A 15,188-nucleotide genomic window follows, 5' to 3' on the forward strand; every position below is an offset into this window, starting at 1 on the left:
GCGGGCGCGGCGCGGCGCGCTGCCTACCACCGGCGCCGAGTTGATGAGGGAGTGCTCGAAGGCTGCGGCCGCATCAGCCGGTCGAGCCCGCGGTCGGAACGGTCCGGACGTTGAGCAGCAGTGTCGTCCCCGGGGAATCCCCGCCCACCACGGTGCCGAGCGCCTGGCCGCCGATCCAGCTCGCCACGGTGCACGGGCTCGCAGCCGGGTGCGTCTCCAGGTACAGCGCCGCTGCGCCGGCGACGTGCGGGGCGGCCATTGACGTCCCGTCGAGGCTGTGCACGCCACCGTCGAGCCAGGTCGAGGTGATGTCGACACCTGGCGCCACGACGTCCACGCACTCCCCGCGGTTGCTGAAGGTCGCCAGACCGTCCTCGACGTCACTGGCGGCGACGGTGACCGCGGTAGCCACCGAGCTCGGTGACGACCCACACGCATCCGCTTCGCTGTTGCCCGCCGCCACCGCGACGAACATGCCGGCGTCGACGAGCGCCGTGACGGCTTCGTCCAGTGCCGTGGACTTCGGGCCGCCGAGGCTGAGGTTGACCACCGACGGGCTGGAGGCGTTCTTCAGCACGTAGTCAAGGCCGGCGATCACGCCGCTGTAGGAGCCGGAGCCGTTGCAGTCCAGCACCCGGACGCTGCGCAGCTCCACCTGCTTGGCGACCCCGTGGACGGCCCCACCGATCGTCCCGGCCACGTGCGTGCCGTGGCCGTTGCAGTCCCCGCCCCTGGCCGGCTTGCCGCCGGCGTTGTCGTAGGCGAGCTGCGCTCGGCCACCGAAGTCCGGGTGAGCGATGGAGATCCCACTGTCGACCACGTACGCGGTGACCCCGATCCCGAGCCCGGGGTAGTCGAAGTGACCATCCAGCGCGGTGACGTCGTCCGCGTCGATCCGATCCAGGCCCCACAGGGTGCCGTCGAGCGGCAGCACCTGCACCCCGCTCGAGGGTTCCGGCTCTGTGGTGGGCTCGGGGTCGGGTGTCGGCTCGGGCTCGGGTGTCGGCTCGGGCTCGGGCGTCGGCTCCGTCGGCTTGCCGCCGCCGGGCTTGTCCGGCTTCGCCATCGGGCCCACGGTGGCGACCCGGTCGGGCTCCACCCCGCGCACCCACCCGTGACGCCGGAGTACGTTGACCTGCCCCGCGGTCAGGTCGGCCGCGAACCCGTCGAAGACCTCGTCGTAGACGAAACGGGGGGAGATCGACAGTCCGCGCGCGAGGCCACGCGCATCCGCACCGGGCTCGAGGCGGACGAGGTAGCTCTGCTGACTCGGCTGATCGTCCGGCGGCGCCGCCTGCGCGACTCCCGCGATCGCGCCGGTCAGCAACCCGGCGCTGAGCACGCCGGCAACCGCGGTCCTGGTACGTGGTCTCACGTCTCCCCCACTCCGGTCGATCGCAGCAGGGACCACCGCGAGTGACGGGAGCGTAACGGTGGGGCGCCATGCGGGCCGGTTGCGACACTTGCCGTTCCGCCCGCCGGTCACGAATCCTGGAACGCCTGCCGATGAGGGACGGCATGACCAACGAACCAGCCGTCACCGTCGAGGCCGCGCACGCTGCCGCGGCGGCCGCCATCGAGAAGCTGTACGGCGAGGCCATGAGCCACATCGACGCGGTGGTCCGCTCCATCGGCCTCCCGGCCGAGGAGTCGCCGGTCACGGCCGAGGAGCAGCCGGTCGAGCCGCAGGAGGACGACGCGACCGCCGAGCCGGCGACCGCGGAGCTCCCCCACCCGACGGAGTCGCCGGTGGCGGCTGCGGCCTGACCGGTGGTCCTCCGACCACCGTTCGACCCCCACTCCGGCCGAGCCATCCCGAGCGCGTCCGACCGCCGCCGGCTCGCCTCACCGGAGGACCTTCAGACGCCGAGGTGCGCCAGCGCCTGCAGCACCAGCGTCGCCTGCCCGTTCATCAGCTCGGCGAGCACGGCCGGGTGCCGGGCCTCCAGCGGCGAGAACCAGGTGAGCTCCAGCGCGTCCTGCTGCGGCGCGCAGTCCCCCTCCACCGGTACGACGTAGGCCAGCGAGACCGCGTGCTGCCGCGGGTCGTGGAACGGCGTCACGCCCGGCGTCGGGAAGTACTCGGCGACGGTGAACGGCTGCGGCGCCGGCGGCACCCGCGGCAGCGCCAGCGGGCCGAGATCCTTCTCCATGTGTCGCAGCAGCGCCGCCCGGATCCGCTCGTGGTACAGCACCCGCCCCGAGACCAGCGCTCGCTTGATCTGCCCGTCCTCGCCGGCCCGCAACAGCAGGCCGACGGCGATCACCGTGCCGTGGTCGTCCACCCGCACCGGCACCACGTCGACGTACACGATGGGCAGCCGCTCACGCGCGGCGTCCATCTCCTCGCGGGAGAGCATGCCGCCACCGGTCGCCGTCGTCACCTCGGTCATGGGAACTGTCTAGCCGATGCCGCCAGTCCCACGGCACCGGATCGGCCGAAAGACGGGGGTGGTCCCGGTCACGCCGGCAGCGGGGCGAGCGCCCCCTGCCTTCGCCGCCGGTGGACGGGCCGGGCGGGCACCGCTGCTGAGCGCGGCCGCCCCCCGCGGCAAACACCGGGTGACGACAGCGCGACCTGCCGCCGAACGGGAGACGACGTACCGTTCGGGGCGACCGTCGTCACACCGGGGGGACCATGCCACTGCTCAGCCCGATCACGTGGGCCGGCAGGGCGGCCCGGGGAGCCACGAGCGCCGCCGCGCTCGCCGCCGTTCCCGTGGTGTTCGGCGCCGGCCTGCTGGGCGGGACCGCCGCGGTCACCGCCCAGGCCGCGCGGGCAGGGATCCGGGGTTCGGTGCACCTCGCGCACGACGCCGCCGTCACCGGCACCCGCGCCGTCGGCACGCTGGTCACCGGCGCCGATCCGCTCCCCGGCGGCCACCTGCACGACGTCGTCGACGCCGCCCGCGGCATGCTCGAGCCGCCGCTGGCCCGCCGCACCCGGCGGGTGTGGGGCGACCGCGACCGCCTCCAGGTCGAGGTCGAGCAGCCCGCCGACGACGATCCGCCGGAGACCCGGCGGGCGCTGCTCAGCCACCTGGAGCGGCTCGAGGGCGTCGAGTGGGCGACGGTGAACGACGTCGTCGGCCGGGTGCTGGTCGCCGTCGACGAGCGCCGGGTCACCGTCGAGGACGTCGTCGGCGTGGTCACCGAGATCGAGCAGGCGCGCGGCGGAACGGGTGTCTTCCCGCAGCGCCCCGACCACCCGGCCGACCTCGAGCCGCTGCTGGCCGCCGTCCTCGCCGCCGCCGTCGACACCGCGGCGCTCGGCGTGGCCACCGCCGCGAAGTACCTGCCGATCCCCCCGGTGCACCGGCACGCCACCCTGCTCATGTCGCTGCTGGACACCCAGCAGTGGCTCAAGCGGGCACTGTCCGACCGCATCGGCCCGGTCGGCACCGACCTGGTCTTCGAGGGCACCGGCGCCCTGCTGCACTCCCTCACCCAGAGCCCCACCGTTCCGGCGCTCAACGCCGCGGCCGCGGCCCAGCGGGCGCTGGAGATGCGGGCCCGCCGCCAGGTCTGGCGCCGCCGCGAACGGGAGCTGTGCCGCCCCGAGCCGGACGACGACCGCGCGCCCGAGCCACCGCCCGGCCCGCGCCCCGGCACGGTGCCGCGCGGGCCGGTCGAGATCTACCGCGACCGCCTGGCCCCCACCGAGCTCGGCGCGGCCCTCGGCCTCCTGGCGCTCACCCGCCGCCCGGGCCGCTCGGCCGACCTGCTCAAGGCGCTCACCCCCAAGGCCGCCGTGCTCGGCCGCGAGTCCTTCGCCGCCACCCTCGACCTGCTGCTCTGCCGCCGCGGCATCCTCCCGATGGACGGCTCCGCCTACCGCCGCCTGGACCGGATCGACACCGTCGTCGTCGACGGCGCCGCCCTGTGCACCGGCCCGTCGGTGGTCGTCGAGGCGACCGCGGAGGCCGACGGGTGGGACGACGCCGCCGTCTGGTCCGCCGCCACCCGCCTGCTCACCGGCGACGCCGACGGGCTCCGGCTCGGCCCGCCCCGCAGTACCGGCCACGCCCCCGGCGGCGAGCTGCGCAGCCTCCTCCAGGGCCGCCGCCGGGTCGGCACCGTCACCGTCGCGCCGGAGCTGGACCCGCACGCCGAGGCGTTGCTCACCACGGCCGGCGAGGCCGGGCTGCGGCTGGTGCTCACCCCGCACGTCGGCGCCCGCGAGCTCGCCGGCCTCGCCGACGAGGTCGCCCCGGCCGGCGCGACGCTCGTCGACACCGTCCGGCAGCAGCAGACCGAGGAGCACTGCGTGCTCCTGGTCTCGGCCACCGACGGCCCGGCGCTGCTGGCCGCCGACGTCGCCGTCGCCCCGGTGCTCGACGGCCGGGCTCCGGCGTGGGGCGCCGACCTGGTCACCTCCCCCGGCCTGGCCGACGCCTGCCGGGTGGTCGCCGCCGTTCCCGCCGCAGCCGCGGTCAGCCGCCGCGCCGCCGGCGCCGCGCTCACCGGCAACGTGCTCGGCGCCCTGCTCGCCGCCGTCGGCAGCCCCCGCTACGGCCAGCGCCGCGCGACGACGCCGGGCAAGTGGGCGACCGTGTCCACGATGGTGACCGGGACGGTGGCCGCCGTCCGGGCCGCCCGCCGCCCCGTGCCGGCGGCCACCGCGCACACCCCGTGGCACGCGCTGGACCCCGACGACGTGCTGCGCCGGCTGGCCGACCTGCCGGGCGAGCCCGCGGCCCCACCCCGGCGGACGACGGCGCGCCGCATCGCCGCGCTGCCCGCCGTCCGGGGCCCGGCGCGGTTCGCCCGCACGGTCGCCGCCGAGCTCGCCGATCCGCTCACCCCGGTGCTGGCCACCGGGGCGGCGGCCACCGCGGTGCTCGGCGACGTCACCGACGCGGTGCTGGTCGGCAGCGTCACCGGCATCAACGCCGTCGTGAGCGGGCTGCAGCGGCTGCGCGCCGAGACCGCCCTGGAGACGCTGCTGCTCGAGCAGAGCCGCTGCGCGCGCCGCGAGACCGGCGGCGGTCAGGAGGAGGTGCCGGCCACCGCCCTGCGCGTCGGGGACGTCCTCCTGGTCGGGCCCGGCGACGTCGTCGCCGCCGACGCCCGGCTGCTGGAGGCCGAGGACCTCGAGGTCGACGAGTCCGACCTCACCGGCGAGTCGCTCTCGGTCGCGAAGTCGGTGGCGGCGACGCCGGGAGCCGAGGTCGGCGACCGCACCTGCATGCTCTTCGACGGCACCACGGTGCTGGCCGGCCGCGGCCGCGCCGTCGTCGTCGCCGTCGGGGAGGCGACGCAGGCCGGGCGGGCCGCGCGCGCCGCCGGGGGTGCCGCCCCGCCGGCCGGCGTCCAGGCCCGGCTGGCCGAGCTGACCCGCGCCGTCCTGCCGCTCACCCTCGCCGGCGGCGCGGCCGTCACCGCGCTGGGCGTGCTGTGGGGCCGTCCGCTGCGCGAGTCGGTGGCCGCGGGGGTGGCGATCGCGGTCGCCGCGGTGCCCGAGGGCCTGCCGCTGGTGGCGACGGTGGCCCAGCAGGCGGCGGCTCGGCGGCTGTCGCGGCGGGGCGCGGTGGTGCGCAGCGCGCGGGTGCTGGAGGCGCTCGGCCGGGTGGACACGGTGTGCTTCGACAAGACCGGCACGCTCACGGAGAACCGGCTGCGGGTGGCCCGGCTGCACCCGCTGGAGGGCACCGACGACGAGCTGCTCCGGCTGGCCGCCGCCGGCATGGGCAACGGCGACGACGGCGCGCACGAGACCGACCGGGCCGTGCTGGAGGCGGCCGGGCAGGCGTGGGACGCACCCCCCGACGCCGGGCTGCCCTTCGCCGCCGGTCGCGGGTTCTCCGCCGCCGTCCGGGAGGGCCGCCTGATCGTCAAGGGCGCCCCCGAGGTGGTGCTCCGCCGCTGCGCCGGCCCCCCTGACGTCCGCGACCGGATCCGGCAGCTGGCCGGCGAGGGGCTGCGGGTGCTCGCCGTCGCCGACCGCGCGGTCGACGGCACACCCGACGACCTCGACGAGGCCGCCGCGGACCTCACCCTGCGCGGCCTGGTCGGGCTGGCCGACACCCTGCGGAACTCCTCGGTACGCGCGGTCGAGCAGCTGCGGGCCGCCGGTGTCCGGGTGGTGGTCGCGACCGGGGACCACCCGCAGACCGCGAGCGCGATCGCCGCCGAGGCCGGGATCCCCGACGCCGACCGGGTGGTCACCGGCGCGCAGCTGGCCCGGGCGTCGGACACCGAGCGCGCCCGCATGGTCGCCGACACCGCGGTGTTCGCGCGGCTCTCCCCCGAGCAGAAGGTCACCCTGGTCTCGGCGTTGCGCCGGGCCGGGGCGACCCTGGCGATGACCGGCGACGGCGTGAACGACGCCGCGGCGATCCGGCTGGCCGACGTCGGCGTCGGCGTCGAGGGCGCCGAGTCACCGGCCGCCCGCACCGCCGCCGACCTGGTGCTCACCGACCTCGACCTCACCCGGCTGGTCGACGCCATCGCCGAGGGCCGCGCCATGTGGTCCCGGGTGCGCGACGCCGTGTCAGTCCTCGTCGGCGGCAACGCCGGCGAGGTGGCGTTCACCGTGCTCGGCACCGCCGTCGGCGGCCGGGCGCCGCTGGGCACCCGGCAGCTGCTGCTGGTCAACCTGCTCACCGACATGTTCCCCGCGCTGGCCGTCGCGGTCGCCGCACCCCGGCAGGTGCAGCCCGGGAACGACGACGGGCCGCTGGCCGGTCATCCGCTGGCGGCCGTGCTGCGGGCCGGCCCGCACCGCGGCTTCGCCCGGGAGGTCCGCCGCATGGTGCTCGTCCGGGGCGCGGCGACGACGGCCGGCGCCACCGGCGCCTGGGTAGCCGGCCGGCTGACCGGGCCGCTGCCCGGCCGCGCCAGCACCATGGGCCTGGCCGCGCTCATCGCCACCCAGCTCGCCCAGACCGCGTGGTCGGGACGCCGCAGTCCGCTGGTGCTGGTCACCGTGGCCGGCTCCCTCGCCGTCCTCGTGGCGATCGTGCAGACGCCGGGGGTGAGCCGGTTCTTCGGCTGCACGCCGCTGGACCCGGGTTCGTGGGCGATGGTGCTCGGCTCGGCCGCCGTCGGTGCCGCGGGCGCCGAGGTCGTCCCCGCGCTGATCGCCCGTCGGGCGCCGGCCGGTCGCTAGACCGGGACGCCGGCCGGGGCGAACCGGGCCACCAGCTCCGCGACCGGCTGCGGCCGGCCGTACAGGTAGCCCTGCGCGAACGGGCAGCCCAGCGTGGTCAGCACCCTCGCCTGCTCCTCGGTCTCCACGCCCTCGGCGATCAGCACCAGGTCCAGGGCGTCGGCCAGCGCCATGACGCTGCGCAGCAGCCGCGCCCGCCGGGTCGAGGTGGTGATCGAGGAGACGAAGGAGCCGTCGAGCTTGAGGTAGTCGGTGGGCAGCGTGTCCAGCCGGGCCAGCGCCGAGTAGCCGGTGCCGAAGTCGTCGATCGCCACCCGCAGCCCGTGCCCGCGCAGCGCGTGCAGGGCCGTCACGGAACGGGCCGACTCCGCCTCCACCAGGCTCTCGGTCACCTCCACCACCGTCTGCCCGGCCGGCCAGCCGGTCGCCGCCAGCGTGGCCAGCACCCGGTCGGGGAAGTGGGGGTCGTCCAGCTCCCGCCCCGACACGTTGACCGTGAGGAACAGCCTCCGCCCGGTCGTCTCGGACAGCGTGCGCGCGTCCCGGCACGCCGCCGTCCACACGAAGGCGCCGAGCGGCCCGACCAGGCCCTCCGCCTCGGCGACGGGTACGAACTCCGCCGGCGACACCGGCACCCGCTCGGGGTGGTGCCAGCCCACCAGGGCCTCGACGCCGGCGACGGCGCCGTCGGCCGGGGTGACGATCGGCTGGAGGTGCACCGACAGCCCGCCGACGCACCCGCCGGCGAGCGCGGCCGCGAGATCACGCGCCATCCGGGCTGGGCCCGCCGACGTCGAGCTCGCTGCGCCCGCGACCGAAGCTCTTCACCCGGTACAGCGCGGCGTCGGCCCGCCGCATCAGGTCGGCCGGTGAGCCGCTCGGCTCGAACTGGGCCACGCCCACCGACGTGCCGATCTCCGGCAGCGCCGCCCGCAGGCCCTCGGCGCAGGCCCGGCCGCGCTGGCCACCCGCCGCGCGAGGACACCGACCGCTCCGGCCGAACCGACGACGAGCAGCCCCAGGACGAGCGCCGGCCCGACGGCGACGTCGCCGCGCGGAACGACGACGACCGCCCCGATGACCAGCAGCTCGGTGAGGAACCCGAGCGCCCACAGCAGCGGGAAGAACAGGAACGCCTCCATCGACGCGCACGTCATCAGCGCCAGCACCGCCACCGCGCCGTGCGCGCTGGGCGAGGCCAACGCGACCAGGCCGATGCCGACGGCGCCGACGACCAGCAGCACCTGGAAGAAGATCCGCGGCACCCGGGAGCCCCACAGCATCACGGCCAGACCGACCAGCGCGGTGACCGGCCCCATGCCGACGACCGCCGGGTGCATGTCCCGGAGGCCGCCCGGCGTGCCGAGCACCAGGGCGACGGCAGCTAGACCCCCGGTGGCGGTGAGCAGCCCGGCGGTCCGGGCGACCATCCGCGGGGTGGCCACCTCGGGGGCCATCCGGCTGATCCGCATGGGGAAGACGTCGACCTCCGGTAGGCGGAACTTCAGCGGCCCCAGGCAGCAGGAAGCCGGGCGGCCAGAGCCGCCCGGCTTCCTCCTTCGATCTTCCCACCGCCGAGCCGTCCGGCAGCGCTGCGGCACCGGAGTTCGAGCAGATCCCAGCCGGGATCAGACCGTCGTCGGCGTCCGGTCGGCGGGGCGCCGGCGGACCGAGCGCACCGTGCGGACGGCGGCGCTGCGGGCCAGCTCGCGGATCGGGCCGGTGTCCCACATCTGCCGCGGCTCCTCGACGACGGCCGGCTCGGCCGGGGACTGCTCGACCTGCCGCTCGCGTTCCGCCCGGGCCGCGACCTCGGCCAGCGCCGCCCGGCGCCGCGTGAGGATCGCCTCCTTCTGCCGGTCGACGCGCTCCTTCTCGGCGAGCACCAGCAGCTCCTCCTTCGCCTGCGCCACCGTCCGCCGCGACTCCTGCGCCATCTCCTCGAGGTCGACGTCGCCGGAGTCGCGCAGCGCGGCCAGCCGGTCGTAGGCGGTGGGCGGGCTGAAGTTCAGCAGCAGCTTCATCAGCACCGGCAGCACCTCGACGCACATGAACAGCAGCGAGAGCATGAACTGCGCGGCGGCGAGGGTGCCGTTGCTGTCGCCCAACCGGTCCAGCGCCTCCAGCCGCAGCAGGATGCCGCCCGAGCCCTCGTTCTGGGCGTCGAAGGCGGCCTGCAGCCGGTCGAGCTCCGCAGTCAGCCGGGTGAGCTCCTCGCGGTCGCGGTCCAGGGAGCCCTCGGCCAGCGCGGCGCTGCGCCCCTCGGCCGCGGTCACTGCGGCGACGGCGGCATCCAGCTCCCCACGCGTCGCGTCGACCACCGCCTCCTGCGCGTCGGCCGCGGCGCGGGCCTGCAGGTAGGCCTGCCCCGTGCCGGCGTCACCGGTGCCGCAGGTGCCGTCGAGCTCGCACTGGGCCTTCGCGTCGAGCTCCCGCGACAGCGCCGTCGCCGCGTCGAGCGCCGTCTGCTTCTCGGCCGCCGTGCCGCGCACCACGGCGAGGCCGGCGTCGGCCGCTCCCCCGCTGGCGACGATCGCCTCCTGCGCGGCGATCCGCTCCTCCAGCGCGGGAAGCCCGGCGAACCGGGTGTCGGCCTCCAGGCTCTGCCGGTGCGCGTCGGCGGCCTCGGCCTGCATCGACACGATCTCCGCGTCGATCTCCTTGTGGAACACCTGCAGGGTCAGCGGCGTCGCGACGACGACGCCGAGCACCAGCGCGAGACCGACGCGGGGCACGGCCATCGCCAGGTTCCGCTTCAGCGACGCGTCGTGCGCCATCCCGACCAGCAGCATCCGGTCGAGGTTGACCACGACCGCGCCCCAGCCCAGGCCGACGAGCAGGGCCAGCGGCCACCACACGCCCAGCGCCATCGCGACGGCGAACGCGGCCGACACCGCGGCCAGCGCACCGGTGCTCAGCAGCACGCCACCCAGCGCCACGAACCGGGGACGTGCCCCGGGCGCGGCCGCCAGCACGTCCGGACGTGCGCCGGCCAGGACGGCCAGTCCGTCGCCGATCCAGCCGCGTCGTCGCTCGCTCATGCAGTGCCCCCCGGGCGGCGGGGATCTGGAGGACCGCCACCCACCACCCCTTATCGGCAGGCCCGGGAGGGCACCGGCACCGTGACCGATCTCGCTACCGGCGCCCGGGGTGTCGGGGGTCAGCCGACGTCGCCGGTGCCGTCGCCGCCGGAGCCACCGTCCACGCTGCCGGCGCCCCGGTCCTCGGTGTTGTCCTCCAGGCGGGTGTTCTCGTCCTCGTCGCTGCCGCCGGCGCCCTGGTCCTCCGTTCCGTCGTCGAGGACTGTGTTGTCGTCCTGGTCGATGCCGCCGGTGCCGCGGTCGACGCCGTCGGCGTCCTCCTCGCCGCCGTCGACGGGGTCGGGGCTGCCGACCTCCTCGTCCTCGAAGACGGCGGGGACGCCGCCCTCGTTGACGTCGACCTCGTCGTCGCCGCCGCAGCCGCTGAGCCCCAGGCCTGCGGCCAGCACGGCGCCGGCGACGATCCGTGTGCTCCTGCGCATGTCTCCTCCTCGACGGGTGTGTGCTAGCCCCATCGATGCCCGCACGGCGGGGAGGGCCGGGCCGACGGCGGCAGATGACACGGCTTCGACATGTACGCGGCCGCGGCCCGGCTCAGCGAGCGGCGCCACTCCTGGCCGCCGCCGTCCACCCCGGCTCCCGCCCGGTCCGGCCGAGCAACCGGTCGAACACCGGGGCGCCGGCGACGACCGGCGCCGGCTCCGCGGTCGTCGGGCCCAGGGCCACGGTCGTCGTCTCCATGCCACTCGGACCGCCCCGCCGTGTGGAAGTCATCGACCGGGGCAAGGAGCGGGGGTGAGCGATCCCTTCGACCTGCGCCGGTTCGTCGACGCGCAGGCCCACACCTACGACCAGGCGCTGGCCGAGCTGCGCGCCGGCGAGAAGCGCACGCACTGGATGTGGTTCGTCTTCCCGCAGATCGCCGGGCTCGGCCGCAGCGGCATGGCGCAGCGGTTCGCGCTCTCCGGGCTCGCGGAGGCCCGGGCCTACCTGGCGCACCCGGTACTGGGCCGCCGGCTGGTCGAGTGCGCCCGGGCGCTCACCGCGCTCGACACCGAGGACCCGGTACGGGTCATGGGGTCGGTCGACGCCCAGAAACTGCGCTCGTCGATGACGCTCTTCGCGCACGCCGCGCCCGACCAGCCGGTGTTCCGCGAGGTCCTCGACCACTACTTCGGGGGCGCCGAGGACGAGGCGACCACCAGCCGCCTCTGACGCGGGCGTGTGAGCCGGTGCCGCACCGGGCAGGCACCACCGGTGACCGAGACCAAGAGCGGCTCCGGCTACGTCGAGGCGGAGTACTCGCGCGACTCCCAGTACATCTCCGACCGCATCACCAGCGACGGCTCCGGCCGCTGGCCCGTGGAGCCCGGGCGCTACCGGCTGGTCGTCGCCCGGGCCTGCCCGTGGGCCAACCGCGCAGTCATCGTGCGGCGGCTGCTCGGGCTGGAGCCGGTCATCTCGATGGGCATGTGCGGCCCCACCCACGACGAGCGCAGCTGGACCTTCGACCTCGATCCGGGCGGCCGGGACCCGGTGCTGGGCTACGAGCGGCTGCAGGAGGCCTTTCTCGCCCGCGACCCGGAGTACCCGCGCGGCATCACGGTGCCCGCGATGGTCGACGTGCCGAGCGGCGCCGTCGTCACCAACGACTTCCCGCAGATGACGCTGGACTTCTCCACCCAGTGGACCGCCCACCACCGCGAGGGCGCCCCCGACCTCTACCCCGAGCCACTGCGGGACGAGATGGACGAGGTCATGGAGCGGATCTACACCGAAATCAACAACGGCGTGTACCGCTGCGGGTTCTCCGGCTCGCAGCGGGCCTACGACAAGGCCTACGACCGGCTGTTCACCGCGCTGGACTGGCTCAGCGAGCGCCTGGAGAACCGGCGCTTCCTGATGGGCGGGCAGATCACCGAGGCCGACGTCCGGCTGTTCACGACGCTGGCGCGGTTCGACACCGTCTACCACGGCCACTTCAAGTGCAACCGGCAGAAGCTGAGCGAGATGCCGGTGCTGTGGGCCTACGCGCGTGACCTGTTCCAGACCCCGGGGTTCGGCGACACGATCGACTTCCCGCAGATCAAGGAGCACTACTACGTCGTGCACGCCGACATCAACCCGACGCAGATCATCCCGCAGGGCCCCGACACCTCTGGCTGGCTGATGCCGCACAATCGCGAGCAGCTCGGCGACCGGCCGTTCGGCGACGGCACCCCGCCCGGGCCGGTCGCCCCCGGCGAGGAGGTCCCCGCCGACCACGGCCCCGGCGGCATCGGCCACCGCTGACCTGTGGACAACCCGGATCCGCGGCCCGGGACCTGACACGGTGACGGGCATGACGACGCCCCCGCTCGCCGACGCCCGTGTCCGCTCCGCCGACGACCTCACCGACTGCTGGTCCGCCGTGCTCGGCTCCGCCGAGTTCGGCACCCGCAGTCTGTGGCTGACCTGGTTCGCCACCGACGGCCGTCAGCTGCCGGTGGTGGTCCCCGTCGACGACCTGCCGCTCGCACCCGACCCCGCGCTGCTGGTCGGGCTGCGTGAGGTGCACAGGTCGGTCCTCGGCGACCAGCTCGGCGGAGCCGGTCACCTGGCCCTGGCGCTGTGCCGGCCCGGCGCGCCGCAGGTCACCGCGGACGACGACGCCTGGGCCGAGGCGCTGCGGTCGGTGCTGGACGACGACCCGGTGGCCGGCACCTGGAGCCTGCACGTCGCGGCGTCGGGAACCGTGGTGCCCCTGGTCGGGGCACCACCGGTCCGCAGCCGCTGAGCGCGCGGATCAGATGCGGTGGCGGGCGATCCACTGGGCGGCGATGACGTTGCGCTGGATCTCGTTCGTCCCCTCGCCGAGGATCATCAGCGGCGCGTCGCGGAAGTACCGCTCGACGTCGAACTCCTTCGAGTAGCCGTATCCGCCGTGCACCCGCATCGCGTCCAGCGCCACCTGCATCGCGGTCTCGGAGGCGAACAGCTTCGCCATCCCGGCCTCCAGGTCGGCCCGCACGCCGCCATCGAGCTTCTCGGCTGCGTCCGCGGTGAGCAGCCGGGCGGCCTGGACCTTCGTGGCCATGTCGGCGAGCAGGTTGCCCACCGACTGGTGCTTCCAGATCGGCGTGCCGAAGGACTCCCGCTCCTGGGCGTAGCGGGTCGCCGCGGCGAGCGCCGCCTGGGCGACCCCGACCGCCCGCGCGGCGACCTGGATCCGGCCGACCTCCAGGCCGCGCATCATCTGCGCCCAGCCCCGGCCGGGCTCGCCGCCGAGGACATTCGCGGCCGGAACCCGCATGGCGTCGAAGGTGAGCTCGCAGGCCTCGATGCCGCGGTAGCCCAGCTTGGGGATCTTCTCCGAGACCGTCAGCCCCGGACCGGGCTCGACGAGCAGCACGCTCATCCCGCTGTGCGCCGGCACGGCGTCGCGGTCGGTGCGGCACAGCAGCCCGAACAGGTGCGCGTGCTGGGCGTTGGAGATCCACGTCTTGCTGCCGGAGATCTCGTACTCGTCGCCCACCCGGTCGGCGTGCGTGCGCATCGCCTGCAGGTCGCTGCCGCCGCCGGGCTCGGTCAGCGCCATGGTGGCGCGCAGCCCGCCGTCGGCCATCCGGGGCAGGTAGCGCTGGCGCTGCTCCGGGGTGCCGACGGTGGCCAGCAGGTAGGCGATCACCGAGTGGCCGCCGATCGCCCCGGCGAGGCTCATCCACCCGCGGGCGAGCTCCTCGGTCACCCGCGCGAAGCAGGCGGTGCTGACCGCGCTGCCGCCGTGCTCCTCGGGCACCAGCAGGCCGAAGAAGCCCAGCCGCTTCATCTCCTCGATGAAGTCCTCGGGATAGTGGTCGGCCTCCTCGAACTCGGCGACGCGCGGACGCACCCGCCGGTCGACGAAGTCCGCGGTGAGCGCGACCATCTCCCGCTCGTGCTCCGGCAGCGCGGTCACGCCATCGCCTTTAGCTGCTCGATCGAGCGCAGCCGCTGCGCGTGGTCGGCGGCCAGCGGGGAGGCGTTGAGCGTGGTGACGCCGGCGTCGGCGAAGGCGGCGACCCGCTCGGCGACGTACCCGCGCGGGCCGACCAGCGAGATGCCCCGCACGAACTCCTCCGGCAGCGCGGCGGCGGCCTCGTCTTTGCGGCCGGCCAGGTAGAGGTCCTGCACCGTGGCGGCCTGCTCGGCGTACCCGTAGCGGCCGGCGAGGTCGTTGTAGAAGTTCCTGCCGCGGGCGCCCATGCCACCGACGTAGAGCGCCAGCTGCGCCCGCACCCGCTGCAGCGCGACGGCCTGCTCGTCGGCGTCCTCGCTGATCAGCAGCTGGGTGTCGGCGACGATCTGCAGCGGTCCGAGGTCGGCGTCCCGTCGCGCTCTTCCCTCGGCCAGGGCGGAGCCGAACGCTGTCGCACTGCCCTCGGGCAGGAAGAAGGCCGGCTGCCAGCCCTCGAAGAGCTCGGCGGCCAGCGCCACGTTCTTCGGGCCGATCGCGGCGAGCACCATGGGGATCCGGGGCCGCACTGGCTGGTTGATGAGCTTGAGCGGCTTGCCCAGCCCGCTGCCGCCGCGCTCGGGGGTGAGCGGCACGTCGACGTACCTGCCGTGGTGGTCCAGCCGCTCGCGCCGCCAGACGGCGCGGCACACGTCGACGACCTCCCGGGTCATCGCCAGCGGAGCGGTGTACGGAACGCCGTGGAAGCCCTCCACCACCTGCGGGCCCGACGCCCCGATGCCGAGGGTGAAGCGGCCGCCGGAGACGAAGTCGAGACCGGCGGCGGTCATCGCCAACAGTGCGGGGGTGCGCGAGTAGATGTTGAGGATGCCGGAGGCGATCTCCAGTGCGCTCGTGCGCGCGGCCAGGTAGCCGAGCTGGCTGACGGAGTCGAACGAGTAGGCCTCCGCCACGTAGACGACGTCGAGGCCCACGGCCTCGTACTCGGCGATGACGGCGGTGGTCCGGTCGAACCCCCCGCTGTAGGAGATGGGCATGCCGATGCGCACGGGTGCTCCTGTCGCCGGGAAAGCGGGTCACCCGCAAGGTAGGCGAGGCAGCG

General features: G+C 75.4%; 14 protein-coding genes. 5 read left to right on the forward strand and 9 right to left on the reverse strand.

The features are described from left to right. Nucleotides 1-73: 73 nt before the first annotated feature. Nucleotides 74-1,342, reverse strand: coding sequence for a S8 family peptidase (locus tag ABC795_RS11945; protein ID WP_347057408.1), 1,269 nt, complete (start codon nucleotides 1,340-1,342; stop codon nucleotides 74-76). A gap of 176 nt (nucleotides 1,343-1,518) precedes the next feature. Between ABC795_RS11945 and ABC795_RS11950 the strand changes: the two genes are divergently transcribed. Beyond that, nucleotides 1,519-1,767 (forward strand): hypothetical protein, encoded by a 249-nt coding sequence (locus tag ABC795_RS11950; RefSeq protein ID WP_347057409.1) that lies wholly within the window; start codon nucleotides 1,519-1,521, stop codon nucleotides 1,765-1,767. A 92-nt stretch (nucleotides 1,768-1,859) separates the two neighbouring features. On the opposite strand, the gene ABC795_RS11955 is transcribed toward ABC795_RS11950, so the two are convergent. Beyond that, nucleotides 1,860-2,393 (reverse strand): DUF4916 domain-containing protein, encoded by a 534-nt coding sequence (locus ABC795_RS11955; RefSeq protein ID WP_347057410.1) that lies wholly within the window; start codon nucleotides 2,391-2,393, stop codon nucleotides 1,860-1,862. A 245-nt stretch (nucleotides 2,394-2,638) separates the two neighbouring features. Here ABC795_RS11955 and ABC795_RS11960 point away from each other — a divergent pair, with 245 nt between their 5' ends. Then, entirely contained in the window at nucleotides 2,639-7,111 is a 4,473-nt protein-coding gene (locus ABC795_RS11960; protein WP_347057411.1) for a cation-translocating P-type ATPase, read from the forward strand. On the opposite strand, the gene ABC795_RS11965 is transcribed toward ABC795_RS11960, so the two are convergent. The 5 genes from ABC795_RS11965 to ABC795_RS11985 form a co-directional block, all read right to left on the reverse strand. Continuing rightward, complete coding sequence (locus tag ABC795_RS11965; RefSeq protein WP_347057412.1) at nucleotides 7,108-7,884, reverse strand: EAL domain-containing protein; 777 nt, start codon at nucleotides 7,882-7,884, stop codon at nucleotides 7,108-7,110. The two genes, ABC795_RS11960 and ABC795_RS11965, sit on opposite strands and share 4 nt — an antisense overlap. 84 nt (nucleotides 7,885-7,968) lie before the next feature. Further along, nucleotides 7,969-8,583, reverse strand: a complete 615-nt coding sequence (locus tag ABC795_RS11970) for a hypothetical protein (protein WP_347057413.1) — start codon at nucleotides 8,581-8,583, stop codon at nucleotides 7,969-7,971. Nucleotides 8,584-8,739: 156 nt separating this feature from the next. Continuing rightward, a complete protein-coding gene (locus ABC795_RS11975; protein ID WP_347057414.1) occupies nucleotides 8,740-10,152 on the reverse strand; it encodes a DUF4407 domain-containing protein in 1,413 nt (470 codons plus the stop codon). Nucleotides 10,153-10,271: 119 nt separating this feature from the next. Continuing rightward, nucleotides 10,272-10,634: a hypothetical protein gene (locus ABC795_RS11980; protein WP_347057415.1), complete on the reverse strand. Its 363-nt coding sequence runs from the start codon at nucleotides 10,632-10,634 to the stop codon at nucleotides 10,272-10,274. Between the two features lie 112 nt (nucleotides 10,635-10,746). Beyond that, a complete protein-coding gene (locus ABC795_RS11985; RefSeq protein ID WP_347057416.1) occupies nucleotides 10,747-10,893 on the reverse strand; it encodes a hypothetical protein in 147 nt (48 codons plus the stop codon). A gap of 54 nt (nucleotides 10,894-10,947) precedes the next feature. Between ABC795_RS11985 and ABC795_RS11990 the strand changes: the two genes are divergently transcribed. From ABC795_RS11990 to ABC795_RS12000, 3 genes are read left to right on the forward strand one after another with little or no spacing between them, the layout of a single operon-like run. Then, nucleotides 10,948-11,367, forward strand: a complete 420-nt coding sequence (locus ABC795_RS11990) for a DUF1810 domain-containing protein (RefSeq protein ID WP_347057417.1) — start codon at nucleotides 10,948-10,950, stop codon at nucleotides 11,365-11,367. 42 nt (nucleotides 11,368-11,409) lie between these two features. After that, nucleotides 11,410-12,444 (forward strand): glutathione S-transferase C-terminal domain-containing protein, encoded by a 1,035-nt coding sequence (locus ABC795_RS11995; protein WP_347057418.1) that lies wholly within the window; start codon nucleotides 11,410-11,412, stop codon nucleotides 12,442-12,444. 49 nt (nucleotides 12,445-12,493) lie between these two features. Further along, the gene (locus ABC795_RS12000) at nucleotides 12,494-12,928 is read left to right on the forward strand and encodes a hypothetical protein (RefSeq protein WP_347057419.1); all 435 of its coding nucleotides are present in this window, start codon (nucleotides 12,494-12,496) and stop codon (nucleotides 12,926-12,928) included. A gap of 9 nt (nucleotides 12,929-12,937) precedes the next feature. On the opposite strand, the gene ABC795_RS12005 is transcribed toward ABC795_RS12000, so the two are convergent. Both ABC795_RS12005 and ABC795_RS12010 read right to left on the reverse strand, forming a co-directional pair. Further along, the gene (locus ABC795_RS12005) at nucleotides 12,938-14,089 is read right to left on the reverse strand and encodes an acyl-CoA dehydrogenase family protein (RefSeq protein ID WP_347057420.1); all 1,152 of its coding nucleotides are present in this window, start codon (nucleotides 14,087-14,089) and stop codon (nucleotides 12,938-12,940) included. Continuing rightward, nucleotides 14,086-15,135, reverse strand: coding sequence for an LLM class F420-dependent oxidoreductase (locus ABC795_RS12010; RefSeq protein ID WP_347057421.1), 1,050 nt, complete (start codon nucleotides 15,133-15,135; stop codon nucleotides 14,086-14,088). Before ABC795_RS12010 ends, ABC795_RS12005 begins: the two co-directional genes overlap by 4 nt. Nucleotides 15,136-15,188: the final 53 nt, after the last annotated feature.

Origin of the sequence: Blastococcus sp. HT6-30, from assembly GCF_039729015.1 — a bacterium.
Classification (GTDB): Bacteria; Actinomycetota; Actinomycetes; order Mycobacteriales; family Geodermatophilaceae; genus Blastococcus.